We start from the raw sequence: 24816 nt of genomic DNA, 5'->3' as shown, positions 1-24816 counted from the left end.
GCAGGGGATATGTCGCGCCAAGGAAAATGCCGGGATTGCTACTAAGCAACTTTGCCGCGAAATGGCTGGGTCCGCCGGAGCCCGCGGCTCCGGCGGACCAAAAGCTCACGGCAGCTCGAAACCGTTGCGGAACAGCACGATCCAGTCGCGGTCCGCCGCCGTCACCGGCGTGCCGCCGTTGTCGTCGGCGCTGACGCTGTACTCGACGAAATCCGCTGTCGTATTGCTGCGGACCACGGCACTGACCTGCCAGGTCAGCGTGCGTCCCGCCGGCAGCACCACGCCGCTGGTATTGAGCGGGCCGCTGCCCGAGGCCGGGCAGCTCGCGCCGCTGCCGGCACCGCTGCAGGTCCAGCTCATCTGGACAGGATCAAGCTCGGCCGGCGCAGCACTGCTCAGGGCGACATTGCCCGCCGTGGCATTGCCCGTATTGCTCAGCGTGACGATGTAGGTGGTGCTCTGGCCCGCGCGCAGATGTTCGCGGTTGTCGCTGAGCGTGATGCCCAGCACCGGCGCCGGCAGCGGCGTGAACGTCGCGATCACGTGACAGGCGGAAGAGATGGGACCTGTACTCCAGCTGTTGCCGCTGCCCTGGGTGGCGCTGCAGGTAGTGCCGCTGAGGCTGGCGCTGTAGCCCGGGTCCGGCGTCACGGTGAAGCCGGCGCTGTCGCCGTGCAGCACGTTCTGGCTGGCCGGCGAGATGTTGCCATGGCCGCCGGCCGCGACGCTGCTGGTGACGGCATAGCTGTTGCGCGCGAAGCTGGCGCTGACGCTGAGGTCCTGGGTGACCGGTCCGTCAGTGCGCGGATTGGCCGTGCTGCCGTCGCTCCACTGGGCGAAGTGATAGCCCGTCGCCGCTACGGCACTGACGGGCGAGCCGTTGGCGCCGTTGGCGACGATCTGCGGGGTCAGGCCGCTGATGCTGCCGTTGGCCCCGGCGGTATAGGTCAGGGTGAAGGTGCTCTGGTCGAAGCGCACGATGACGCTGCAGTCCGTCAGTACCGGTGCAGTGGTGAAGGTACTGCCGGCCAGGCTGCCGCCGCAGCTGCCGGTCACGGCGCCGATGTGGAAATTGCTGCCAGGCGTGAGCACGAACGGAATGCTGTCACCCTGAGCTACGTCCTGCGGCAGGCTGGGCGAGATTGTGCCCGTGCCGGCGCTGATGCTGGGCGTGACCGTCAGCCGCGGCAGTACCTGTACCAGCGGCGCCGTCGCCGGCAGCACGCCGTTGACCAGCGCGCGCAGCGCATATGGGCCGGCCGGCAGGCGCGGCAGGGCGGCGGTCTGATAGCTGGTGGCCGAGCGTGCCGATGCGGCGGCGGGTGCGGTGAACACGATCTGGCCGTTGTCCACACGTTGCCATTGCAGCAAGGTGTAATTGGTCGGCGAGCTGTTGGTGCTGCCGCTGCCGGCTTCGCTGTCGCCGGTGAAGTTGCTGCCGCTCAGGTTCAGCGTATCGCCCTCGTCGACCGGCCCGTAGCCGCCGCTGATGCTGGCGCGGCGGCTGGCCAGCGCCAGCGGATCCGGCGTGAAGCGGTCGCAGCGCGTGCTGCCGCCGGCGCTGCCCAGGGTCAGGGCCTCGCCGTTGGGCAGCAGGGTCAGGCTTGCGCCGAGATGATTGCCGGTGGCGGTGCCGACGGCGGACCAGGTGTTGCTCTGCGGATCGTACAGCTCCGCCACCTGTACCGGATTCACGTTGCTGCCGCCGCTGACCAGCACCTTGCCCGAGGCCAGCAGCACCGCGTTGGCGGAATGGCGCGCATTGAGCAGGCTGGCCGCGGTGCTCCAGCTGTTGCCGGCCGGGTTGTAGCGCACGACGGTGCTCTGGCCGGTGGCATTGTCGGTGGTGCCGCCGATCAGCAGTACCTCGCCCGAGGGCAGCAGCACTGCAGCACGGCGCGCCAGGGCGGTGGCCAGCAGCGGAGTCGGGCTCCAGCTGTTGCCGGCCGGATCGTAGACGTCGGCACTGTCGTCGGAAGCGACCAGTACCTTGCCGTTGAGAAGCAGGGTCGCGGTGGGCGACACGCGCGGGCGGCTCATGCTGCCGGCGCCAGACCAGCCGTTCAGCGCCGGATCGTACAGTTCAGCCGCGTTGCTGGTGGTAGTGCCGCCGGCGATCAGCACCTTGCCGTTTGCCAGCAGGGCCAGGCCGGCCGGCAGCGGACGCGCCACGGCGAGCGTGCCGGCGCTGGCCCAGTTGGAAACGGCCGGATCATAGATTTCGCTGGTGTTGCCGGCACTGTCCCCGCCGGCGACCAGGATCCTGCCGGTGCCCAGCAGCACCGCGGCGTGATTGGCGCGGGCCGAGGTCATGCTGGCGGTTATGGAAAAAGTATTGGTTGAAGGATTGTATATTTCTGCGCTGGACAGGCGCGGCGTGGCGCCGCTCTCGCCGCCGGCCACGAGCACGCGGCCGTCCGGCAGCAGTGCCGCGGCCTGATAGCCGCGCGCCAGGCTCAGGTTGGCGCAGACGGCGAAGCGGCTGGCGCCGGGATCGAAGATCTCGGCCGAGGCCAGCGTCGGCGTGACATCGGCCGCGCCGCCCACGGCCAGTACAGTGCCGTCGGCCAGCAGCGTGGCGGTATGGAAAGAGCGCGCGGCGGCGAGGCTGCCGGTGGTGGTCCAGCTGTTGCTGGCCGTATCGTAGATCTGGCTGCCTGCCGTCGAGGTGGCGCTGGCGCCGCCGCTGACCAGCACGCGGCCGGAAGGCAGCAGGGTGGCGCTGTGGTACTGGCGCGCACTGCTCAGCGAACCCGCCGGCGACCAGGTGTTGCTGACCGGGTTGTAACGCTCCGCGCTGGCGTTGAAGCCGCTGATGGCGCCGCCGCCTGCGGCCAGCACCTGGCCATCGGCCAGCACGGTGAGGCTGTGATTGATGCGCGCCGAAGCCATGGACGCGGCCGCTGCCCAGGTGTTGGTGGCCGGGTTGTAGATCTGCGCCGTGGCCACGTTGCCGTTGCTGTCGTTGCCGCCGGTCAGCAGCACGCGGCCGGACGGCAGCAGAACGGCGGCATGATTGCGCCGCGGCAGCGGCATGGAGGCGGCGGCGCTCCAGCTGTTGCCGGCCGGGTCATAAAGTTCGGCGGTGGCGGTCTCGCCGTCCATATCCACGCCGCCGGCGATGAGCACCTTGCCCGAGGGCAGCAGCGTGGCGGTATGCATCGCGCGCATGGTGACGGTGCTGCCGGCGCTGCTCCAGGTGTTGCTGGCCGGATCGAACAGCTCCATCGCAGTGGAGGTGCCGCCGCCGACCACCAGTACCTTGCCGTTGGGCAGCAGCGTGGCGGTGTGGGTATAGCGGGCCTGCGCCATGTCGCCGACGCGGGTCCAGGTGTGTGCGACCGGATCGTAGATATCGGTGTTGCGCAGCGCACCGCCGATGGTGATGCCGCCGATCACCAGCACCTTGCCCGAGGGCAGCAACGTCGCGGTATGTGCGCGGCGCGGCGTGCTCAGGCTGGGGGCCGGACCCCAGGTATCGGGGACGGCCAGTGCCAGCATTGGCAGCAGCAACAACAGCAACAGGGCGAACAGACGGCCGGCGCGGCCGGCCGCAAAGGCGAGTCGGGTCATGGGCGATCCTCTGCGCGGGACGCTCCGGCCGCCGCGACGGCGCGCCCGCCCCGTCGGAGTACGGCACCGGAAACTGTGCGCGTGCCGGGACTATGCCACCAGCCGTGTTGCTGCGCGATGTCCCCGGGCGGAAAAACGTTTGCTGGCGTGACCGTGTGCGCAGTTGCGTACGGAATGGCGGAATGCGGCAAGGCGCAAGGCCTGCTGTGTGTGACGCCGGGCTCAAACCGGTGTATTGCTGGTTTTCTGGTTTTGCAGCCTGGGGGTTGCGCTGTGCGGGCGGCAGCGTCGGGGTTCACAGGGTGCAACGGGGTGGCTGTGTGTGGTCGTTCTGTTGGTTTTTGCGACCGTATCGGCAGTTTGTTCCGTTTGCGCTGGCCGCCGGGAGAGCGTGGCTGTGGTTGGCGTTGCGCGGGGCCGCGGTTTTCTTTGGCGCAGGGATGCGGCCTCCCATGGTTTCGGTTGATAGGGCGCTTCGGGTGAGCTTGTTGAGTGGCTGGCTGGCGCTCGGGCGACGTAGTGGACTGTTTACGTTTTCTATTTTTGGAGAGTGCGGTATTGCTGCGCGACAGGTTGTGGACGGATGCGCGTCCTGTGTTGCATCGCAACAAGGCTGATTGATGCTGCGCGCCGGGCAAGCGAGGGTTTCGACATCGTCTTAACACCGTAAATGGTTCATACAATCCTGTGGAACGATCCGCCGATATGGCCCATCGTCCTGCCGGCTCAGGTATCATCCGGGCGCAGGGCCGACGTCGGCCGCACCTGCCATCCTTCCCCCGTACTTGGACCCGCCGCGGCTTGCCGCGGTTTACTGCTTTTGGAAGACGCCATGAACGCTGTGTCCGCGCAACCGCCCATTTTCCTGTCTTCGTCCGATCTGGCCCAGATCGAGCGTCTGCTGGCCCGGCCGGAGGTGGAAAACCTTCCCGTCGCGGCGCTGCTGGCCGACGAACTGGCGCGCGCCACGGTACTGCCGCCGGCGCAGATGCCGGCTGACGTGGTCACCATGAATTCCAGCCTGGTCTGTGTGGAAACCCAGAGCGGCAAGGAACACCACCTGACGCTGACCTATCCCGCCCAGGCGGACATTTCCGCCGGCAAGGTATCCATCCTCACTCCCATGGGCAGCGCGCTGCTGGGACTCTCCGTGGGCCAGGTCATCGACTGGCCGGGGCCGGGCGGACGCAGGCTCAGCGTGCAGGTCACCCAGGTGAGTTATCAGCCGGAGACGGTGGGGAAGCATTGAAGGCTGGATGACTGTGGTCGGGCGTTGAGGGCACCCGCAATCTTCGCCCGCGATACCGGCTGCCCGGGCGCAGGCTGACCTCTGGCGCGCGAGCAACCTTCAGGGTACGACCAGCACCGGAATATCGCTTTCCGCCAGCACTTCCTGCACGACCGCGCCCAGGCGGCGGTGGCGTCGCGGCGCGCTGCCGTGGGCTCCGAGCACAATGACATCGGCTCCGTTTTCCACCGCGCTGCGCAGAATTCCCGCGGCCGGTGCGCCGATCACGCAGCATTCCAGCGGCGACAGGCCTACGCTGGCGAATACGGCGCGGCCGTAGCGCAGGGCAATGGCTGTGTTGCCGGCGTGGTAGCCGGCGAGATCCGCTGCGTCTTCAACCTCCGGCGGGGCCAGCGGCTGCGGCTCCGGATCGGCATGGCAGAGCACGATGCCCAGCGCGGTATCGGCAGGCAGCCAGTGCAGCGCCACATAGTCCACTGCGCGATTGCTGTGTTCGCTGCCGTCCACCGCCAGCAGGACTTTCATCGGTGCGGTCCTCGTGCTCCGCAAGACGCCGCGATGCTGCGCCGCCACGACATGGCATGCATTGATCCAGGTCAAGCCCTGGGAGCCCGGTTGCGGCACACTCGCCTCGCCCGGGCGGCTGAGTTACCCTCCCGGTGCGCATTGACACTCAAGGGGCCGGGCGTCCAGCGACGATGGCAGAACTCCGCAGCAAGCCGCCGGCGCCGGCCGACGACGGCGACGCAGCCAATTTTTGTTCAACCTGCGTATTCGGCACGGTCTGCGCCGCGCATGATGTCGACAAGATCGCGTTGAGCGAACTGCACTTTCTGGTCGAACACATCGGCCCGTTCCGTGCCGGCAGTCATATCTTCCGAACCGGCGAGCCATTCAAGGCTATCTATGCGGTGCGCAGCGGCGTGGTGAAGACGGTCTACGCCGGCAGCGCAGGCCGCGAGTACATCGCGGGATTTCATCTGCCCGGCGAGGTGATAGGGCTGGCGGCGATCCACGAGCAGCGGTTTCCCTGCGATGCCATCGCGGTGGACACCGCTTATCTGTGCCGTTTCGAGTTCCGTACCCTGGCCACGTTGACCACCCGCCTGCCGCAAGTGCAGGCCGAGCTGTTCCGCCTGCTCAGCAAAGACATAGGCAGTGCCACGGTGCTGGCCGGTGAGCCTGCTGCGGACGAGCGTCTGGCGGCCTTCTTGCTCGGCTTGAGCCGGCGTCTGGCTGCCCGCGGTTTTTCGGCCCGGGTATTTCGCCTGCCCATGGTGCGTCGCGATATCGCCAATCATCTGAATCTGGCGCCGGAAACCGTGAGCCGCGTACTGCGGCGCCTGCATGACCAGGGGTGGATCCGTGTGCTCGACCGGCAGATCGAGCTGTTGCGTCCGGACGAACTCGCGCGTCTGGCTGGCGCGTTGCTGCCGGTGCCTCAGGTGCGGCGCTGAAGCCGGTGCTTGTGCGGCTTGTGCGACAAGATGGGTGTTGCCAGTGAGCGGTTCGGGCCCGGCGCCGATTCCTGGTTAGGTCACATCGTCGCCTTTGCGGGTTGCGGGAGATTCGTGTTGCCATCCGCGGAGTATGAGCACGTGCGGATATCCGGCGCATTCCGGAGTGAACTCGCGAGGATGCACGATGCTGCGCCGGTTGTTCGACGGCTCATGCGTGTCCCGTCTTCCTGTCTGCCCCGGCCGCTGCTCCAGCCATCCACTGATTCCGCATCGCTTGACCTGCGTCATCGCCAGGCCGACTGCGCCGGACTAGCTTCAGGCTTTCTCCAGCTGCGGAGTCGTCATGTCCACTACCTCGCGCCTATGGATAGGTCTGGGTCTCCTGCTTGCATCGACCTTTGCCGTGCTGCTCTGGGTAGGCCGCGGCATCTACCAGCAGGCGCCGCCGCTGCCCGACCGGGTTGTGACTACCGAAGGCAAGGTGCTGTTCACCCGTGCCGACCTCGAAACCGGCCGGCAGGTGTGGCAAAGCATCGGCGGACAGCAGCTGGGGTCGGTCTGGGGGCATGGCGCACTGATTGCGCCGGACTGGAGCGCGGACTGGATCCACCGCGAGGCCCTGGCCCTGCTGGATCGCTGGTCGCTGCGCGAAACCGGCAAGCCGTACGCGGAACTCGATGAGGCTGCCCAGGCCGCGCTGGCGGTCAGGTTGCGTCGCGAGGTGCGCAGCAATACCTATGCGGCCGATACCGGTTCGTTGACCGTGTCGCCTGACCGCGCCGCGGCGATTGAAACCGTGGTCGCGCATCATGTCAGCCTGTTCGGCGACGACCCGGCCATGAGCAAGCTGCGCGAAACCTACGCCATGCGCGAAGGTAGCGTCGATACGGCCGGACACCGGCGCCAGCTTGCGGCATTTTTCTTCTGGACCGCCTGGGCGGCTACGGCACAGCGGCCGGACAGTGAAGTGAGCTACACCAGCAACTGGCCTTACGATCCGCTGGTAGGCAACACGCCGACTTCCGATGCGTTTCTGTGGACAGTGTTCAGTGTGCTGTTCATGCTCGCCGGCATCGCGCTGCTGGCCTGGCACTACGCGGCCTGGCACGGCAAGGAGCCGCCGTTGACGCCGCCGGCGCAGGATCCTCTGGCCTCGCTCACGATCACCCCGTCGATGCGCGCCACGGCGAAATACTTCTGGCTGGTCATCGCCCTGTTCCTGACACAGATCCTGCTCGGCGCCGTCACCGCGCATTACCAGGTCGAGCGGGAATTCTATGGTTTTGCACTTTCCGACGTTCTGCCGTATTCCCTGAGCCGCTCCTGGCATACCGAGCTGGCCGTGCTCTGGATAGCGACAGCCTGGCTGGGGACGGGCCTGTATATCGCTCCGGCGGTTTCCGGCCACGAGCCGCGTTTCCAGCGCCTGGGCGTGAATCTGCTGTGGGGCTGCCTGATCATCATCGTGGCCGGAGCCTTTGCCGGGCAGTGGCTGGCGGTGATGCAGCAGCTGGGGCTGGCGCACAATTTCTGGTTCGGCCATCAGGGCTGGGAATATGTGGACCTGGGACGCTTCTGGCAGATCTTCCTGTTCATCGGCCTGGTGCTGTGGCTGGTGCTGATGGGCCGGGCGCTGTGGCCGGCGCTGCGCCGTCGCGACGATCTTGCCTCCATCGTCGGCCTGCTGTTCCTGTCCACCGTGTGCATAGCGGGCTTCTATGCCGCCGGCCTGATGTGGGGCGAGCATAGTCATCTGTCGGTGGTCGAATACTGGCGCTGGTGGGTGGTGCACCTGTGGGTGGAAGGCTTCTTCGAGGTGTTTGCCGTCGCTGTGGTGTCTTTCCTGTTCGTGCGCCTGGGGCTGGTGCGTGCGCGTACGGCGACTGAGAACGTGCTGTTCGCGACTATCGTATTCATGGCCGGCGGCGTGCTGGGTACTTTCCACCATCTGTATTTCGCCGGCACCACGACGGCGGTGATCGCTCTGGGCGCGTCCTTCTCCGCGCTGGAAGTGGTGCCATTGGCGTTGATCGGCCTCGAGGCGCATGAAACCTGGTCGCACGGGCGCGCCACGCCCTGGATGCAGCGTTACCGCTGGCCGATCCTGTTCTTCCTGGCGGTGTCGTTCTGGAATCTGGTGGGCGCCGGCCTGTTCGGCTTCCTGATCAATACGCCGCTGGCGCTGTATTACATGCAGGGGCTGAATCTGACGCCGCTGCATGGACATACGGCCCTGTTCGGTGTTTACGGCATGCTCGGCCTGGGGCTGATGCTGGTCTGCCTGCGCGGCCTGCGCGCGGAGCAGGACTGGGCCACGGGATGGCTGCGCGGTTCGTTCTGGCTGCTCAATATCGGGTTGTCCCTGATGGCCTTGCTGACCTTGCTTCCCCTGGGTGTCCTGCAATTGTCGGCGGCGCTGGAGCAGGGTTACTGGCATGCGCGTTCGGCGGAGTTCATGAGCCAGCCGATCGTGCACCTGCTGGTGTGGATGCGGGTGCCGGGCGATACCTTGTTTGCAGTCGGTGCACTCCTGTTCGCGGCGTTTGTCGCGCGGCTTTGGCTGCGGCGCGGCGGCGGGAGCGCGGCGAAAGCGGGAGAGGAAGCGTGACCGGGAAGGTTTCGGCGCAGGCCGGGCGGGGCAGCTTCACGGAATTCGCCGCTGTATTTGCCGCTGCGCCGCATCGCATGCTGTTTTTTGCCGGCTCCGTCGCCGTACTGCTTTCCATGGGCTGGTGGGCGGCGGTGCTGGTCCGGCTGGCCAGCGGCGCGGCGCTGCCCCTGACGGCGCCGCCCGGCTGGGTGCATGCGGCGTTAACGCAGTTCGGCATGCTGCCGCCGTTTATTTTTGGATTTCTGCTCACGGTCTTCCCGCGCTGGCTGGGCCAGGAGGCACTGGCGCGACGGTGTTATGTGCCGGTTTTCGGCGGCATTCTGGGCGGCTATCTGCTCGCCCACGCGGGGCTGCTGATCTGGCCGGCATTATTGCCGGCCGGATTTATCCTGATGCTGGCGGGCTGGGCGCTGGGGCTGTACCACCTGGCTGGAGTCCTGCGCAGGCAGGGAAGCAGCGATGCCCACGCGCTGTCCTGTTTTGCGGCGCTGGGGGTGGGCGGCGTCAGTCTCGCATTGTTCAGCGGCTTTCTTTGCGGCCTGGTTCCGCCGGCCGCGGCGTGGCTGGGCCTGCGCGCGGCGACTTTCCTGTTTCTGCTGCCGCTGTATTTCACGGTCTGTCATCGCATGGTCCCCTTTTTCAGCGGCGCCATCGTCGGTGCCGGCTACCGCAGCTATCGGCCTGCCTGGAGCTTGCCTGTGGTCTGGTTGCTGCTGGTCGTGCACGTAGTGCTGGACGTGTGCGGTCTGATGGCCTGGCTATGGCTGCCCGATATGGCATTGGCGCTGCTGTTCGCGCTGCACGCACTGCGCTGGCAGCCCTGGCGCTGCGTCCGGCCCGGACTGTTGCTGGTATTGCATCTGGCATTTGTCTGGCTGCCGGCGGCGTTTGTGCTCTATGCGGTCCAGAGCGCGAGTCTGGCGCTCTATGGCCAGGAAAGCTGGGGGCGCGGTCCGCTGCATGCGCTGACCGTAGGGTTCTTCGGTTCCATGCTCGTGGCCATGGTCACGCGGGTCACGCAGGGGCACTCGGGACGTCCATTGCAGATGTCGGGAGTGGCCTGGTTTGCGTTTGGCGCGCTGCAGGTGGTGGCGGTCGTGCGCGTGGTGGGGGAGCAGCTGCCGCAGGCGCCTTTGTGGCTGTCCCTTTCTTCGCTGGGCTGGCTGCTGGCTTTCCTGCCCTGGGTGCTGCGCCACGCGGCGATCTACTGGCGCCCGCGGGCGGACGGCAGGCCGGGTTGAGCGTGATGATCGAGTTCTATCCCCAAATCAAGGCGGTGCATGTCGCCGCGGTCATCGCTTCGGGCAGTCTTTTCGCAGCGCGCGGATTGCTGATGCTGGTCAATTCGCGCTGGACCCATCATGCGGTGCTGCGATATGCGAGCTACGCCATAGACACGGTGCTGCTGACGGCGGCGCTGATGCTGACCAGCCTGATCCGCCAGTACCCGGGAACGCACGGGTGGTTGACGACGAAGGTGGTCTTTCTGGCGGTCTATATCGTGCTTGGCACGTTTGCTTTGAAGCGGGCGCGTACGCGGTGGGGAAGAGGGCTTTGCTTTGCCGGGGCGCTGTCGGTGTATCTGTTCATTGTCAGCGTGGCCAGGGCGCATAGTGGTTTTGGGATATTTCTGCGGCTGGGAGGCTGATGTCGTGGGATGGCAGTGAGGTGGTGGGAATCCGCCATGCCACAAGCCGCTGCCCTCACTTCCCCAGAACCGCTTTGACCACACCGACAAAGCCCGCATCTAGCCCGCCTTCCAGCCCGTCGCTACGCCCTGCAATCCGCCCCTCCGCGTCGACCAGGACCAGTGCGCTCGTGTGATTGAACTCCCCGTCGGCGAGTTCCCGGTAGCGTATGTCGATCAGGGCAGCGAGCTGCCGCAGGCTTTGCTTGTCCGTACGGGCCAGCGTCCAGCGCGCCGGGTCCAGGCGACGCTTGTCAACCACGCTGTGCAGCGCCGCCGTATCGTCGCGGTCCGGGTCCAGGCTGACGATGAGAAAAGCGAGCCGTTCGCGCTGTGCCGGCGTCAGTGCCTGTTCCACGTTTTTTGCGCTGTCGATGATCAGCGGGCAGACATAGCGGCAGGAGGTGTAGAACAGGGTCACGATCTGCGCCTTGCCGCGCCGCTCGCGCAGCGTGAATTCGTGGCCGTTCTGGTCGCTGAAACGCGCATCGAAGTGGTACAGCGAATCGCCGGGCAAGGCCCCGGCGGCACAGGCCGCGCCATTGAGCAGAAGACCGGCCAGCAATCCTGTCCAGGCAGGTTTCATGGCTTTTTCTCTCCGGGGGGAAGGTTGCGGGCGCAGCGAAAGCCGAGATTGGCCGTGGTGTCGCTGGCTTTGAGTGCGGACAACAGGGCTATGCGCATCAGTACCGCGTAGTTTTCGCGGTCGGCGGCGGACAGCGCGCCGGCGCCGCAGAATTGCAGGCGATCCGCTGCGCCCTGGTCGCGGTTGTCGGCGCTGATGAGCAGCGCGCCGGCATCGTCGACCCATTCCCAGACCAGGCCGTGCAGGTCGTATACGCCATGCAGATCCGGAGGCTGGCTGGCGACCGGTGCCAGCGGCGTCGTGCTGGGTTGCGCATACCAGGTCAGCTGGCGCTCGCGCCAGGCGGGGTCCTGGCGTGCGTCGGCGCGTGTGCTGTCGGCCGCCGCGGCGTATTCCCATTCGAGCCAGCTCGGCAATCGCGCGCCCAGTGCCTTGCAATAGGCCTGGGCTGCAAACCAGCTGACCTGGACGACGGGTTGCCGGGACTGTGCCGCACCCGGCTCCTGGTCGGCGGTCCAATGCTGCAGATAGCGGGACTCCGCGAAGACAGCGGGCACGCCGCCGCGGCGCCACTGCGGATTGCTGCGCACGAAAGCCAGGAATTCTGCATTGGTCACGGGGTGGCGCAGCAACTCGAACGGCGCGACACGCACACCATTCTGGGTGTCCTCATAGGCCAGCACGGTGCGGAAACCTGTTGCTCCCGGCAGTGCGGCCCACTCCGTCGCGACGGCCGGAGCGGCGGCGGCCGCTGCAAGCAGGGCGCAAAGGCCGGCCGTGCGCTTCAATGCGCGGCTCCCTCGGCACGCGGCGTGGCCTTGCGCACCGCTTCCACCTCGGCCTTTTCCACCTGTTCGCCGCTGTTGCCCCAACTGTTGCGTATGAAGGTGAGTATGTTGGCGATCTCGTCGTCGGTGAGCTGGCTCATCGGCGGCATCACGGAATCGTAATGCTGGCCGTTGACCTGGATGGGGCCGCTGAGGCCGCTGAGCACGATGCGGACAAGATCCGCAGACTTCTGCGCGGACAGATAGTCCGACTTGGCCAGCGGCGGAAACACGCCAGGCAGCCCTGCGCCGGAATCCTGATGACAGACCGAGCAGGTGCCCGCGTACAGCGCCTTGCCGGCATCGATCTGTTCCTGCTTGGACAGCGTGCCCGCGGCAGCCGAACGCGCCGCCGTGTCCACGGCGGCCAGCGTGGCGGCTTTGTCGCCGAGATAGACCGAATCCACTTCCTTGCCCGAATAGATCGTCGGATCCGCCGGCCCGTCGACTTTCAGGACGCCCAGAGCGCCCTTGTTGAAGGCACGGAAAATGGAGTGATCGACCAGCACATAGCTGCCGGGTACGTCGAGGCGGAATTCCGCGATCATCGCACCGCCGGCCGGTACCAGCGTGGTCTGCACGTTTTCCTGGAAATGGGTGCCGCCCTCGTACCAGACCTTGTCGAAGATCTCGCCGATGACATGGAAACTGGACACCAGATTGGGACCGCCGTTGCCCACATACAGACGCACCCGCTCACCGACCTTGGCCGCAAGCGCGCGGTCGCCGGTCAGCGCGGTTTCCGAGCCGTTGAACAGCACGTAGGTCGGATTCTCGTCTATGGCCTTCTGCATATCGAAGGCCTGCAGACCTTTCTCGCGGAACTTGCCCACGGTATAGAAATCGCCCTGCATCACATAGAACTCCCGGTCCACCGGCGGCAGTCCCTGCGGCGGTTCGACCAGGATCAGTCCGTACATGCCGTTGGCGACATGCATGCCGACCGGTGCCGTGGCGCAGTGATAGACGTACAACCCCTGGTTCAGCGCCTTGAAGGTGAAGCGCGAAGAATGGCCGGGCGCGGTGAAACTCGACGCGGCGCCGCCGCCGGGGCCGGTGACGCCGTGCAGATCGATGTTGTGCGGCATCTTGGAGCTGGGATGGTTGTGCAGATGGAACTCCACTGTGTCGCCCTGGCGCACGCGGATGAAGCTGCCCGGCACGGTGCCGCCAAAAGTCCAGAAGGTATAGCTGCTGCCCTCGGCGATGGGCAGTTCCTTCTCCACTACCTCAAGCTCGACCACCACCTTCGCCGGTTTGCTGCGGCCGGTCGGCGGCGGCACCTGCGGTGGCGAAGTCAGTACCGCTTTCACCGTATCCCCGGTTTCTGCGGAGGGCTTCCTGGCGGCGTCCTGGGCCGGACTGGCCGCGGGCGCCGCGAGGGCGGCGGCCAGCATCCACGCAAGCAGCGGTTTCATCGGGCGCATCCTCGTGCAGTTCTGATGCAGCCAGGATCCGCGCCGGTATCGGGGCGCGCATTGACTGAGATCAAGCGGGCCGCATGTGGGTGGCCGGGGCAGGAGAGTGGGCTGACGTGCCTGGATTGCTGCCTGGTTGCAGCGTCGGGTTCTGCGGAGTGGGGACCAGAACCTGCGGGGCGTGAATAGGGCCGCCCCAGAAATGCGCTTCCGGATAGTGCGCGGCCAGTTCGATGGATGCCCAAAAAAGTCCTCGGAATGGCCATGCCTCCGCCCGGCCCGCGCCCGTTGCCAGGGAGCGCTTGCCGGCGCTGCGCCGCACCATAGGCCAGGCTTATCGCGCCGGTAGTTTCAATCGATTTCCTGTAAGGCCGCGGCCGGCATAAAGTGCACAACGTCGCACAGCCACGCGACGCCTCTCTCCTTCACCCGACCCTGGAGTCGATGCCGTGTCGTCCGAAGCCAAGTGCCCTTTCCATCACGCTGCCGCCGGCGGCGGTACCACCAGCCGCGATTGGTGGCCGAACAAACTCAATCTCAAGCTGCTGCGCCAGCATTCGTCCAAGTCCGATCCGCTGGACCCGGGCTTCAATTACCGCGACGAGTTCCGCAAGCTCGACTACGCCGCGCTGAAGAAAGACCTGCTGGCCCTGATGACGGACTCCCAGGACTGGTGGCCGGCCGATTTCGGCCACTACGGTCCGCAGTTCATTCGCATGGCCTGGCATAGCGCGGGCACCTACCGCACCGCGGACGGGCGTGGCGGCGGCGGTCGCGGCCAGCAGCGGTTCGCGCCGCTGAATGCCTGGCCGGACAACGTCAATATCGACAAGTCGCGCCGCCTGTTGTGGCCGATCAAACAGAAATACGGCCAGCGCATCTCCTGGGCCGACCTCTTCATCCTGACCGGCAATGTCGCGCTGGAATCCATGGGTTTCCGCACCTTCGGCTTCGCCGGCGGCCGCGAGGACGTCTGGGAACCGGACGAGGACGTCTATTGGGGCGCGGAGAAAACCTGGCTGGCCGGGGACAAGCGCTACAGCGGCGATCGCGAGCTGGAGAATCCTCTGGCGGCCGTGCAGATGGGCCTGATCTATGTGAATCCGGAAGGTCCCGAGGGCAATCCAGACCCGCTGGCCGCCGCTCGCGACATCCGTGAAACCTTTGCCCGCATGGCGATGGATGACGAGGAGACGGTCGCCCTGATCGCCGGCGGCCATACCTTCGGCAAGACCCACGGCGCCGGGCCGGCCGACCACGTCGGCGCCGATGTCGAGGCGGCGCCGCTGGAGGCGCAGGGGCTGGGCTGGAGCAGCAGCTACAAATCGGGCAAGGCTGGCGACGCGATCACCAGCGGCCTGGAAGTCACCTGGACCCGGACTCCGGCGCAGTGGAGCAACAATTTCTTCGAGAACCTGTTCAAGTACGAATGGGAACTCACCAAGTCGCCGGCCGGTGCGCACCAATGGGTGGCCAAGAACGCCGACGCGATCATCCCGGATGCGCACGGCGGCCCGAACAAGCTGCCGATGATGCTGACCACCGATCTCTCGCTGCGCGTGGATCCGGCCTACGAGAAGATCTCGCGCCGGTTCCTCGACAACCCGCAGGCCTTCGCCGAAGCCTTCGCCCGCGCCTGGTTCAAGCTGACTCACCGCGACCTGGGACCCAAGGCGCGCTATCTCGGTCCGGAAGTCCCGGCAGAAGAGCTGATCTGGCAGGATCCGCTGCCCAAGCCCAGCCATCCCGTGCCCAGCGTTGCGGATATCGATGCGCTCAAGGCAAAGATTGCCGCGTCCGGCCTGTCGGTGGGAGAGCTGGTGTCGGCGGCCTGGGCGTCGGCCTCCACCTTCCGTTACGGCGACAAGCGCGGCGGCGCCAACGGTGCGCGCATCCGCTTCGCGCCGCAGAAAGACTGGGCAGTGAACCAGCCGGCGCAACTGGCCCGGGTGCTGGCGAAGCTGGAGGAAATACAGAAAGCCTACGGCAAGATCTCGCTGGCCGACCTGATCGTGCTGGCCGGCGGCGTGGGCATCGAGATGGCCGCAAAGGCGGCGGGAGCTGCGGTCGACGTACCGTTCGTGCCGGGACGTGTCGATGCTGGCGTGGACCAGACCGATGTCGAATCCTTCGCCGTGATGGAACCCGTCGCCGACGGCTTCCGCAATTACACCAAGGGCAAGCCCGGTATTCCCGACGAGGTGCTGCTGGTCGACAAGGCGCAGTTGCTGACGCTCACTGCGCCGGAAATGACCGTGCTGGTCGGCGGCCTGCGCGTGCTGGGCGCCAATGTCGGGGGCAGCAGGCATGGTGTTTTCACCGACAAGCCGGGAACGCTGAGCAACGACTTCTTCATCAACCTGCTCGATATGGGCACGGAGTGGAAGCCTGCTGGCGACACCTACGAGGGCCGCGACCGGCGCACCGGTGCGGTCAAGTGGACCGGTACCCGTGCCGACCTGGTCTTCGGCGCCAACTCCGAGCTGCGTGCACTGGCCGAGGTCTACGCCAGCAGCGATGCGAAGCAGAAGTTCATCAGGGACTTCGTCGCGGCCTGGGTCAAGGTGATGAATCTGGATCGGTTTGATCTTGGCTGAGTTGCGTTCGGGCAACGCGGAATAAAAAGCGCCGGCAGTAATGCCGGCGCTTTTTTGTTGGGAATAGGCTGTCTGGAAAGGTTGCGGATTGGTCCGGGCAACGCCGAATCGGGCAGCCGGGACAAAGAATCCGGGTTCCCCCCAATCGAAGAAGCCGGCCCGGAACCGCCTCTCCTGTCCACCCCATGCCGCCAGTGGGAGAATCGCCCTCCAAGCCTCACTAATATCCGACCGCAGCCCAGCGCCCGCTGGCCAGCTGCACGGCCCCGGCCGCCCCGAGGGAACCCGTCCAGGCCCCTCGGCCACCGTAGCAAACCACCCCGACCGCAGCGCCGGGCTGCATCGTGGGGTCAGTCAATCAGGGGGAAACCGGATGCATCCACACAACGTTGTCACACGCCGCGCCCGCGGCTTTCTTTCCGTATCACCGCCGCGCAGTCTGCTCGCGCTGGGCCTGCTGCTGGGCAGCGGCCTCGCCGGCGCCACCGAGGTCGACCTGATCAGCCAGACCTCGATCACCAGCCCCATCCCCAACGACGGCAACCAGTTCATACCGAGCTTCAGCAGCAGCGGGCGCCATGTCGTGTTCTCTTCGACGGCGTCGACCCTGCTCAGCGAAGACCGCCTCGGGCTGGAAGATGTCTATACCTACGACCAGCAGACCAGCACTCTGGCCCTGGTCTCGCGCTCGCTGTCCGGTCGCGGCGGCAATTCCTACAGCTCCGGCGCGCAGGTAACGGCGGACGGTGGCCTGGTCGTGTTCTATTCGGCGGCGTCGGATCTGGTCGCCGGCGACAGCAACGGTACCGAGGACATCTTCCTGTGGACGCGCGCGACCAACACGATCACGCGCCTAGGCCTGCCCACCGTCGGCCAGTCCAACGGCCATTCCTTTTTTCCGCGCATCACGCCAGACGGCCGCTATGTGCTGTTCACCTCGAATGCGACCAATCTGCCCGGCGCCGATCCGTCAGGCCTGAGCGCCATATACCGGCTCGATCGCCAGACCGGCACCTTGCTGCGCGTGGACACGAATGCCTCCGGTGTGGCCAGCAACGGCGGCGCCCGCGGCGGCGATATTTCCGACGACGGCAGCAAGGTGGTCTTCGCCTCGCAGGGAACGAATCTCGACGCTGCGGACACCAACGCGGCCTACGATCTCTACCTCAAGGACCTGTCTAGCGGCAGCATCCGCCTGGCCAGCCGCACCACGGGTAATGTCTCGGCCAATGTGGCTGTGGACACGGCGTCCTGGGGCCGCCGCATCAGCAGTGACGGCAGCAAGGTGGTCTTCACCTCGCGGGCTGCCTTGACCGCAGGCTCCAACACGCTGGGCCAGGCCTATCTCTACGACGACCTCACCGCCAGCGTCACCTTGTTGTCGCAGAACGCCGGCGCGCCGTCCAATGGCGCCTGCAACGATGTGCGTATAGCGCCGGGTGCGCTGACGGTGTACTTCAGCTGCCTCGGCGACAACCTCGTCGTCAACGATACCAACGGCGTGATCGACGTGTTCTCGCGTACGCTGGCCACGAGTACTAACCTGCGCCACAGCGTCAGCGGCACCGGTGCGCAGGGCGGTTCCGATTCCTATGGCCCTGCCTTCTCCGACAACGGCGGCTACGTCGCCTTTCTTTCCATCGCGCAGGAGTTGTATGCCGGCGCGCCGTCCCTGGGCGGCTTCAACCTGTTCGTCAGAAACACCACGACCGGAGCGCTCAGCAGCCCCAGCCTGTCTTCGGCGCAACTGGTTGCGGCCGCGGGCAATAACCATGTCGCCGGCCAGTACACCGCGGCGATCAGCACTTCGGCCGATCTGAATCTGGTGGTGTTCACCTCGGCCGCGTCGAACATGGTGGGTGGCGATACGAATGCATTGAACGACGTGTTCCTGCGCAATCGCAGCGCCGGCACCCTGCAGCGCCTGAGCGTGGACAACAACGGCAACGAAGTGGCCTGCAGCACCGACAACCCGGCGCTGACGCCGGACGGCCGCTACGTGGTCGCGCGATCCTGCGGCGATCTGGCGCTCGGCTCGGTCGTCGGCAGCAATGTGTATCGCTACGACCGCAACGCGGGGCAGTGGCAGGCAGTGACTCGCGATTCGGACGGTTTCACCGCCGTCTTCAACCCGGTGATCAGCGACAACGGCAGCGTCGTGATCTTCGGCGCGCGCCAGCCGGGTTCATCGCTGCAGCGGATCTGGCTGCGCAGCGAAACCGCCCGCGCCTTCGGCAATCCGGAACTGGTCTCGGCCACGCCGACGGGTACCTTTGCCAACGGCGCGGCGATCGAGGGCCAGATCAGCGGTGATGGCCGCTTCGTCGTGTTCTCGTCCTCTGCGAGCGACCTGGTCAGCGGCGATACCAACAATCAGCAGGACGTGTTCGTGCGCGATCTGCAGGCCAATACCACCGAGCGCGTCAGCGTCTCCGCCGCCGGGGTGCAGGGAGCGGGCTTCTCCGGCAGCGGCAGCATTTCCGCCGACGGCCGCTACGTGGTGTTCGTCAGCAGCAGTTGGCTGGGCAGCGGCGCGGCGCCCACGCCTGCGCCGGGCCGCTATCTGTACCGGCGCGACCGCCAGGCCGGCACGCTGGAAAGCCTGTCCACCTTGCAAAACGGCAGCATAATCTTCGGCGGCAGCATCGCTTCGCCACAGATCTCCCGCGACGGCTCCCGCGTGGTCTTCCAGTACAGCGGCTACATTCCCGCGCTGAGCTGGAGCAATACCGTGCCGGCCACCGTCATACTCGACGTAGCCAGCCGCAGCGCGACGACCTTGATGCGCGGCGACGGCCGCGTCGAGGACGGCACCCAGTCCTGGCCACGCTTCAGTCCTAATGGCGATGCGGTGGCCTTCATCTCCTACGGCAGCGGTTACGGCGCGGGCGACGGCAACAGGGCCATTGCCGACGCCTACCTGGTCACGGACTGGGATCGCATCTTCGGCGGCCGAGGCGGTTCGTTCGAGCCGTAGCCTTTGCAGCGCCGGCCTGCGCAGCGCGGGCCGGCGCTTTTCGTCGTAGCCGCATCCGCGCTTGGCCGGCGATTTGCCCGGCCAGGCTGCGCATCAACGTCGGCGCGCAGTTTTTGTCGCGCCGATGGATTTTCCGCGCGTGACTGCGACATTTGCTGTCTGCAGACAGGAAGACGCGGTCCGAGCGAGTGCCGCGCCTGTCCCGTATACCTGGCGCGGGCCATCGTTGCAGATCGCTGTGAAGACGATCACCCGTTCGTTGGCCCTGCCGCTGGACACTCGTCCGCGCCGATCCGAAGCGGCAGCCGTGCGCAGCCATCTGTTGCGCACGCACCGCTCCAGGGACAATGCCGATACCTACCGGAAAACCTTCACAGGAGCCCGTCATGTCGACCCGGACTGCGAGCTGCAGTTGTGGACAGCTCAGCATCGTAGTGCAGGGAGAGCCGCGCGGCGTGGGCGTCTGCCACTGCCTGGCCTGCCAGAAGCGCACCGGCAGCGTATTCGCGGCCCTGGCCGGTTTTGCCGCACCCTGGCGCGTCAGCGGCAATGCCACCGAATACCTGCGCAGCGGTGACCAGGGCGCGATGTTCCGCTTCCGTTTCTGTCCTGTCTGCGGTTCCACCGTGTTCCACACCGAGGAAGGCGAGCAGAACCACGTATCGGTCGCCGTCGGTGCGTTCGGTGACCCGGGGTTCACGCCGCCGCAGGTATCGATCTACGAATGCCGGCGGCATGCGTGGGTGGTGTTGCCCGAGGGGATAGCGCGTCATCAAAAGGATCCCGAATAGCGCACCGTCGCTGAGGCATGAACGAGGGCTGGACTCATTGCTGCCGCAAGTCCATTGCACAGGCCGTACGGCCGACTGCGTTTACAGATCCACGTCGCTGATGCCGGGCAAGCCGTGGACCAGCAACAGGGCTGTCAGGAGCGCCGGGGGCGTGTCTGAAGCCGAACCGTCCGCAGACGAGCAATGTCGCTGCCGGGAACTTCGCGCGTACTCACCACACCGGCGCGCCCCATCGTTGTCGCCGCGGACGTTCTGCCTCCTTCGTCGCCTGCGCAAGCCAGCGCGTTAGCATGTCCACTTCCACGCCGTTCCCCGAGGCCCGCATGTCTTTATTCTCTGATCCCCAGGCCGTCGCCCGCTATGCCGAAGGCCCCGTGCGGCAGGTTCCCGGCTTCCATGCCCTGCAACAGATGGCCTTGCTGCTGCTGGCAGAGTCCGTTCCCGATGAGGGACGGGTACTGGTACTCGGCGCCGGCGGCGGCCTGGAGCTGAAGGCTTTTGCCCAAGCCCGGCCGGGCTGGCGATTCCTTGGCATCGACCCTTCCGCCGAGATGCTGAAACTGGCCCTGGCCACGCTGGGGTCGCTCGCGCAGCGCGTGGAATTGCATGAAGGCTTTATCGATACTGCAGCGCAGGATCTCTGCGACGGCGCCACCTGCCTGCTGACCCTGCACTTCATCGAAGCGCAGGAACGCCTGCGCACCTTGGTCGAGCTGCGCCGCCGCCTGAAACCCGGTGCGCCGCTGGTCGTGGCCCATCACAGCTTCCCGCAGGAAGCGACGGCGAAGCGCCGCTGGCTGGAACGCTACGCGGCTTTCGGCGTTGCGTCGGGAACACCCGAATCCAATGCGAAAAGCGCGATCGAGGCCATCGCCAGCCGGCTACCCCTGCTCAGTCCGCAGGAGGACGAAGCTCTGTTGAAAGAGGCTGGATTCGACGGCGTGGAATTGTTCTATGCGGGGTTTACGTTCAAGGGCTGGGTTGCGTACAGCCCGGTCTAGCTTCCGCTGCGCGGAAACGGATTGGCTGCTGCTACACCGTCGTAGCCGCTTTCCCGGCTGTGCGACGCATGGGTTGCGCCACTCAGGCCGTCGGGCAGTTCGGCAAGGCGTGACAGGGGCTCGCTGGCGCGGCCGGGCCAGCCAGGAGGACGTGCTGCGCGCGTTCGAGGCCTACGCCGCTGCAGCACGCGCCGCGGTCGCGCAGTCGACGCAGGGCGCCCGCGATCAAGTCGAAGCCCACTTGCGCGCTGAGGCCGCGGCCAGGGGCGTTACGTCCGCTCTGGCAGCGATGGGTGAGCAAGGCGAGGAGGTGGGCTCGCGCACCGCGGCCGCGGCGGACAATGCAGCGGACTCGCTGGGCAAGCTCGGTGCGGCTGCCGAGGACGCCGCGGACAGCGCGACGAAGATGGGCCAGGAATCCAGCAAGGCCGCGGAGGGGCTGGACAAGGTGGCTTCCTCCGCCTCGCAAGCCGCATCCGTCGCGCTGGAGATGTCCAAGGCGTTCGCGGATGCAGCGACCAATGCGCATGGCCTGGACCGCATCACGTTCACCGTAGGCGCCGAACAACAGCGTCAGGCGCAGGAGCTGCTGGATAGCCTGCGCCAGCAGAATCTGCAGTACGACGAGCAGGCCCAGCGCATCGAGGCCCTGCGCCGGCAGTTCAACTACCTGGGCGATGCGCAGCTTGAGCAGATCGCCCGCGAGCAACAGCTACTGGAGCAGAACCAGCAGCGACGGCGCGAGCAGGATCAACAGCAGCGCCAGCAGCAGCAACAGGGCAGCGGCAGCGGATCCGGTGCCAGCGGTGGCGGAGTCTCCGGACGGATACAGGTCGAAGTCGTCGGCAAGGCGGTTGATGTGAACACGCTGGTGAAGGACAGCCAGGCCATGGACGTGCTGACGCGCGAAATGGCGCGGCGCCTGGAGAACCTGGCCGGCATCGGCGGGTTCAACCTCAACCGGCGGTGAGGCACCCCGTTCCGCCAATTGGCGGAATTGGCTACAGCTGAGGATCGGGCGGCGCCCGCCGCGGCGATCGAGCGGCAACGTTGCCACTTGCGACCGTTGCCGACCTAGCCGCCCAGTCCGGCGCCAGCGAGCGCACGCAGCGCATGGCCGGCACGGTGGCCAAGAAAGCGCCTGAACTGGCGCGCAAGGTTGCGCACGGCGAAATCTCGCTTCCGCAGGCTGATTGCCAAACTTTCAGCCCCCAGCCGGCGGCAAGGTTCCAGCGTCCATGTACTCCAGCTTCGCACCAGTACGTTCGGCTGCAGCTGCAAGTGCGCTCGACGGGCTCGATTTTCCACGCGTGGCGAGAATCACGCGGGCGCCGGATGCTCCTCCATTAGGAATCGTCTTAAACCAGCGCTCAAGGGCATTTTCACCGCGCCAGGAGTTTGGCGCACCAACAACCAAGACCTCGCCAGGACCCATTCGTCTCCCTACGACCGTTGTGAATCCCTGCGCCACTTCTCCGATGGCAAGGCCGCCGAAGCGTTGTGGATATCGCGCTTTGAACTCGTCCCTCAGAATGAAAATGTAAGGAATGTGCCGACCGCCGCCTTTTTGCGAATGCCGCCAAATGGCGCTAAGGTAGTCGCCCCACTGTTCCCATTCGTCGCCTTTTGGAAGAAATTCGCTCGGAGGGGCTGCTAGTCGCCGTCGTTCCTCTTGTCGCTGACGCTCTTCAATGGCCGCGGTGCGCGCCTCTTCTGATGCACGCTGTTTCTTCATCGCCTCAAACGCAAGAGGGGCAATCGCACAGATCGCAAGTGCCGCGCATATTAGCCACGCCAGCATGCGCCGCCCCGCAGCATCACGGAGTAACGCTGTGAACAATCCAAAGACTCCAGCCAGAACGACTAGTGCGGCAAATGCCGCAAATGCCAATAGCACCAATGGCGCTGCCAGGCCCACGCTACACCTCCTACCTAGTGATGGCCCCCGGGCTGTACTCCGGGGTCAAAACCTATCAACGAACTATCCCTGATGCTCGGGCGGATCATCACCATAGGTCCACTCGATCCGGAAGCGACCGTCCGGCCGCTGGACGTGGATCTGAGCTAGTTCGCCCGACTCGCATAGCTTACGAGCGACCTGCACGGCGTACTGGATCGCGTCTGCCTGAGTTGGAAAACCTTGAATGTACTCAGCCTGGGGCGCGCCCGGATCCTGAGCTTTGACCAGCCAGGCCTCAGGCGGCAGCGTGCCGGGAACAACGTAGAAACGGTAGCGCTTGGACATGGCCTGTTCTCCTGAGCCTGCCAGTCCACTGTTACTTGAGTCTCTGCCCTCCCACCGCTGCGGACTTTCCGCAACGATTCTCCATGAGGTCGCTCCGCGCTACGCATAGTGAGAGCCTTCGTTCCCTCGCGACAGCTCAGCGGCGTTCAACGGGAGACGGGCATGGGCGATTCGGTTGTGCTGGTGGTGTTCGTAGGCGGGCTGCTGTGCGGCTTGGTCGGCTCTGTCGTCGCGCGCATGAAGCACGCCCCGACCTACAAGGGCTTCCTGTGGGGTTTCTTCCTTGGGCCTATTGGCTGGCTTCTGGCCGCACTGCTGCTGCAGGACGGACGGAAGGCCAAGGCCGACATGCAGGAGAAGATGCGCCGCGCCCGTGAGCTGGCCAGGCAACAGGATGCGCCGAAGGCCAAGCCCAGCGTGGCCGACGAGCTGGCGAAACTGGTCGCGCTCAAGAACTCCCGCGCGCTGACCGATGACGAATTCGCCGAACAGAAGCGCCGGCTGCTGGCGCAGCAGGGTTCGCCGTGACTGCCGCAATGCCATACGTGCTCCTTGCCATTGTGATAGCTGGCGTCGCGTGCATCGTCACTTGGTTGGTGTCCTTGTCGCAGCGTGCGGGGCGAGAGTCAAGCTCAGCTCCGAAGGAGATGCCTGCGCCGGAATCCCTGCATTTCAAGGACGGCAGCGCGGCGTTCGCATACGCCTGCAAGTACTTGGATTGCAGCATCTCGGTGGGCGCCGTACTCCCGGCATTGATCGTCGACGCGAAAGAATTCGGTGCGGCTGAATCGACTAGGCGATCAAGCGCCGGCAATCAGTTGGTGATGCTTCGCGTCGCAAACGAGGACGGTGGATTTATCTTGCCGGCTGAGACGGCCGGCCCCGTTGGCCCCACCCTGAAGCCCGGGGACCTTGTCGCTTGGCGCGCTGGAGCATTTTCCACCCAAGTTGCCGCAGTCGGCGGGGCCAATTTCGGATGGATTGGGTTGGTGCTCGGAACACTCAAGCCGGAGTGGCGGCTACCGTCCGGCTGGGTAGGGGGCGATAGGTTCACGAAATAGGAAAAGCCGGCAACGTTGCCGGCTTTTCATCGGCTGGGCGGATTACGTCACGCCTACCGCGAGGTTTGGCGGGTTTCCAGTCTTCATGGCCCATGCCTGGGACAATTGTCGCCACGCAGCTTCAGCGTCGTCTCGGTGGACGTGAGCGCGGCGGTCGACAAACAACCGCTGAGTTGGACGGCCATCGACAGGGTACTGCTCGGTCTTGAATGAGACGTCGGGGCAAAGCGACGCAAGCTCAACAAAAAACGCCTCGTTTGCTTGACCGTGGCGGGGGCGCAACGACCCCACAACGTACCAGCGTTCTTCAAGGATCACGTGAGCGGGCGAATGGACAGCAACGGCATTTGGCACGGTCGAATTCCTCAATATGGACAAGGATTCCCCTGTCGCCCACATGCGGTCATTCGACCGAAATTCAACGCACCATGCTTAGATGAAAGGTATGCGCAGAAGTACACAAATTCTCTGTGTAGTTCCTGTGTAGTCGTGTCAGCAATTCCCGCCATTAGGCTGTAACGGACCGCAATGGACAGTGTGGCTAAGTGTGCTGATTTGCGATGAAAAGTGGTGGCCGGGGACGGAATCGAACCGCCGACACGGGGATTTTCAATCCCCTGCTCTACCAACTGAGCTACCCGGCCTGAGGCGTTGCTGTGTGCGCCCAGAGAGGCCGCAGCGCGAGGTCGCGTATTAAAACGGGATGGGGAGGCGGAGTCAAGCGCGGATTTCG

Annotated in this window: 18 protein-coding genes and 1 tRNA gene; 11 read left to right on the top strand and 8 right to left on the bottom strand. The window is 65.7% G+C overall.

Annotated features, from left to right (window positions below; genetic code table 11):
- Window positions 1-105 precede the first annotated feature (105 nt).
- Window positions 106-3573, bottom strand: coding sequence for a Kelch repeat-containing protein (locus tag NM961_RS18090; protein WP_255915815.1), 3468 nt, complete (start codon window positions 3571-3573; stop codon window positions 106-108).
- Window positions 3574-4405: 832 nt separating this feature from the next.
- On the opposite strand from NM961_RS18090, the gene rnk reads away from it, so the two are divergent.
- Entirely contained in the window at window positions 4406-4822 is a 417-nt protein-coding gene (gene rnk, locus NM961_RS18085; protein ID WP_255915814.1) for a nucleoside diphosphate kinase regulator, read from the top strand.
- 99 nt (window positions 4823-4921) lie between these two features.
- On the opposite strand, the gene NM961_RS18080 is transcribed toward rnk, so the two are convergent.
- On the bottom strand, window positions 4922-5347 hold the full coding sequence (locus tag NM961_RS18080) for a universal stress protein (RefSeq protein WP_255915813.1): 426 nt from the start codon (window positions 5345-5347) through the stop codon (window positions 4922-4924).
- Between the two features lie 173 nt (window positions 5348-5520).
- Here NM961_RS18080 and NM961_RS18075 point away from each other — a divergent pair, with 173 nt between their 5' ends.
- The 4 genes from NM961_RS18075 to NM961_RS18060 all read left to right on the top strand — a co-directional run bounded on the left by NM961_RS18075 (window position 5521) and on the right by NM961_RS18060 (window position 10541).
- The gene (locus NM961_RS18075) at window positions 5521-6279 is read left to right on the top strand and encodes a helix-turn-helix domain-containing protein (RefSeq protein ID WP_255915812.1); all 759 of its coding nucleotides are present in this window, start codon (window positions 5521-5523) and stop codon (window positions 6277-6279) included.
- Between the two features lie 346 nt (window positions 6280-6625).
- Window positions 6626-8890, top strand: coding sequence for a nitric-oxide reductase large subunit (locus tag NM961_RS18070; RefSeq protein ID WP_255915811.1), 2265 nt, complete (start codon window positions 6626-6628; stop codon window positions 8888-8890).
- A complete protein-coding gene (locus NM961_RS18065; RefSeq protein WP_255915810.1) occupies window positions 8887-10134 on the top strand; it encodes an NnrS family protein in 1248 nt (415 codons plus the stop codon). The genes NM961_RS18070 and NM961_RS18065 overlap by 4 nt, the downstream gene beginning before the upstream one ends.
- Before the next feature lie 5 nt (window positions 10135-10139).
- Window positions 10140-10541 (top strand): SirB2 family protein, encoded by a 402-nt coding sequence (locus NM961_RS18060; RefSeq protein WP_255915809.1) that lies wholly within the window; start codon window positions 10140-10142, stop codon window positions 10539-10541.
- A 55-nt stretch (window positions 10542-10596) separates the two neighbouring features.
- Here the strand turns inward: NM961_RS18060 and NM961_RS18055 are convergent, their stop codons facing one another.
- Genes NM961_RS18055 through nirK form a run of 3 tightly spaced genes read right to left on the bottom strand, consistent with a single transcriptional unit; the run spans window position 10597 to window position 13411 of the window.
- Window positions 10597-11166, bottom strand: coding sequence for an SCO family protein (locus NM961_RS18055; protein ID WP_255915808.1), 570 nt, complete (start codon window positions 11164-11166; stop codon window positions 10597-10599).
- The gene (locus NM961_RS18050; protein ID WP_255915807.1) at window positions 11163-11954 is read right to left on the bottom strand and encodes a formylglycine-generating enzyme family protein; all 792 of its coding nucleotides are present in this window, start codon (window positions 11952-11954) and stop codon (window positions 11163-11165) included. Before NM961_RS18050 ends, NM961_RS18055 begins: the two co-directional genes overlap by 4 nt.
- The gene (gene nirK / locus NM961_RS18045; RefSeq protein WP_255915806.1) at window positions 11951-13411 is read right to left on the bottom strand and encodes a copper-containing nitrite reductase; all 1461 of its coding nucleotides are present in this window, start codon (window positions 13409-13411) and stop codon (window positions 11951-11953) included. The genes NM961_RS18050 and nirK overlap by 4 nt, the downstream gene beginning before the upstream one ends.
- Before the next feature lie 449 nt (window positions 13412-13860).
- On the opposite strand from nirK, the gene katG reads away from it, so the two are divergent.
- The 5 genes from katG (at window position 13861) to NM961_RS18020 (ending at window position 21747) form a co-directional block, all read left to right on the top strand.
- Window positions 13861-16008: a catalase/peroxidase HPI gene (gene katG / locus NM961_RS18040; protein WP_255915805.1), complete on the top strand. Its 2148-nt coding sequence runs from the start codon at window positions 13861-13863 to the stop codon at window positions 16006-16008.
- A 373-nt stretch (window positions 16009-16381) separates the two neighbouring features.
- Entirely contained in the window at window positions 16382-18985 is a 2604-nt protein-coding gene (locus NM961_RS18035) for a TolB-like translocation protein (protein WP_255915804.1), read from the top strand.
- Between the two features lie 386 nt (window positions 18986-19371).
- Window positions 19372-19776 carry a GFA family protein gene (locus tag NM961_RS18030; protein WP_255915803.1) on the top strand — a complete coding sequence of 135 codons (405 nt, stop codon included), beginning with the start codon at window positions 19372-19374 and terminating at the stop codon, window positions 19774-19776.
- Window positions 19777-20099: 323 nt separating this feature from the next.
- Entirely contained in the window at window positions 20100-20777 is a 678-nt protein-coding gene (locus NM961_RS18025; protein ID WP_255915871.1) for a class I SAM-dependent methyltransferase, read from the top strand.
- A 151-nt stretch (window positions 20778-20928) separates the two neighbouring features.
- Entirely contained in the window at window positions 20929-21747 is an 819-nt protein-coding gene (locus tag NM961_RS18020) for a hypothetical protein (protein WP_255915802.1), read from the top strand.
- Between the two features lie 234 nt (window positions 21748-21981).
- Here the strand turns inward: NM961_RS18020 and NM961_RS18015 are convergent, their stop codons facing one another.
- Both NM961_RS18015 and NM961_RS18010 read right to left on the bottom strand, forming a co-directional pair.
- Complete coding sequence (locus NM961_RS18015) at window positions 21982-22695, bottom strand: hypothetical protein (protein ID WP_255915801.1); 714 nt, start codon at window positions 22693-22695, stop codon at window positions 21982-21984.
- Window positions 22696-22758: 63 nt separating this feature from the next.
- Window positions 22759-23022, bottom strand: coding sequence for a DUF2188 domain-containing protein (locus NM961_RS18010; protein WP_255915800.1), 264 nt, complete (start codon window positions 23020-23022; stop codon window positions 22759-22761).
- A 162-nt stretch (window positions 23023-23184) separates the two neighbouring features.
- Here NM961_RS18010 and NM961_RS18005 point away from each other — a divergent pair, with 162 nt between their 5' ends.
- The gene (locus tag NM961_RS18005) at window positions 23185-23550 is read left to right on the top strand and encodes a hypothetical protein (RefSeq protein WP_255915799.1); all 366 of its coding nucleotides are present in this window, start codon (window positions 23185-23187) and stop codon (window positions 23548-23550) included.
- Between the two features lie 1101 nt (window positions 23551-24651).
- Here NM961_RS18005 and NM961_RS18000 read toward each other — a convergent pair.
- Window positions 24652-24727 (bottom strand) — tRNA-Phe (locus NM961_RS18000).
- Window positions 24728-24816 lie beyond the last annotated feature (89 nt).

The organism is Tahibacter harae (assembly GCF_024437735.1).
Classification (GTDB): domain Bacteria; phylum Pseudomonadota; class Gammaproteobacteria; order Xanthomonadales; family Rhodanobacteraceae; genus Tahibacter; species Tahibacter harae.
The sequence above is the reverse complement of the archived record's forward strand: the minus strand, read 5'-3'. Positions and strand labels throughout refer to the sequence as shown.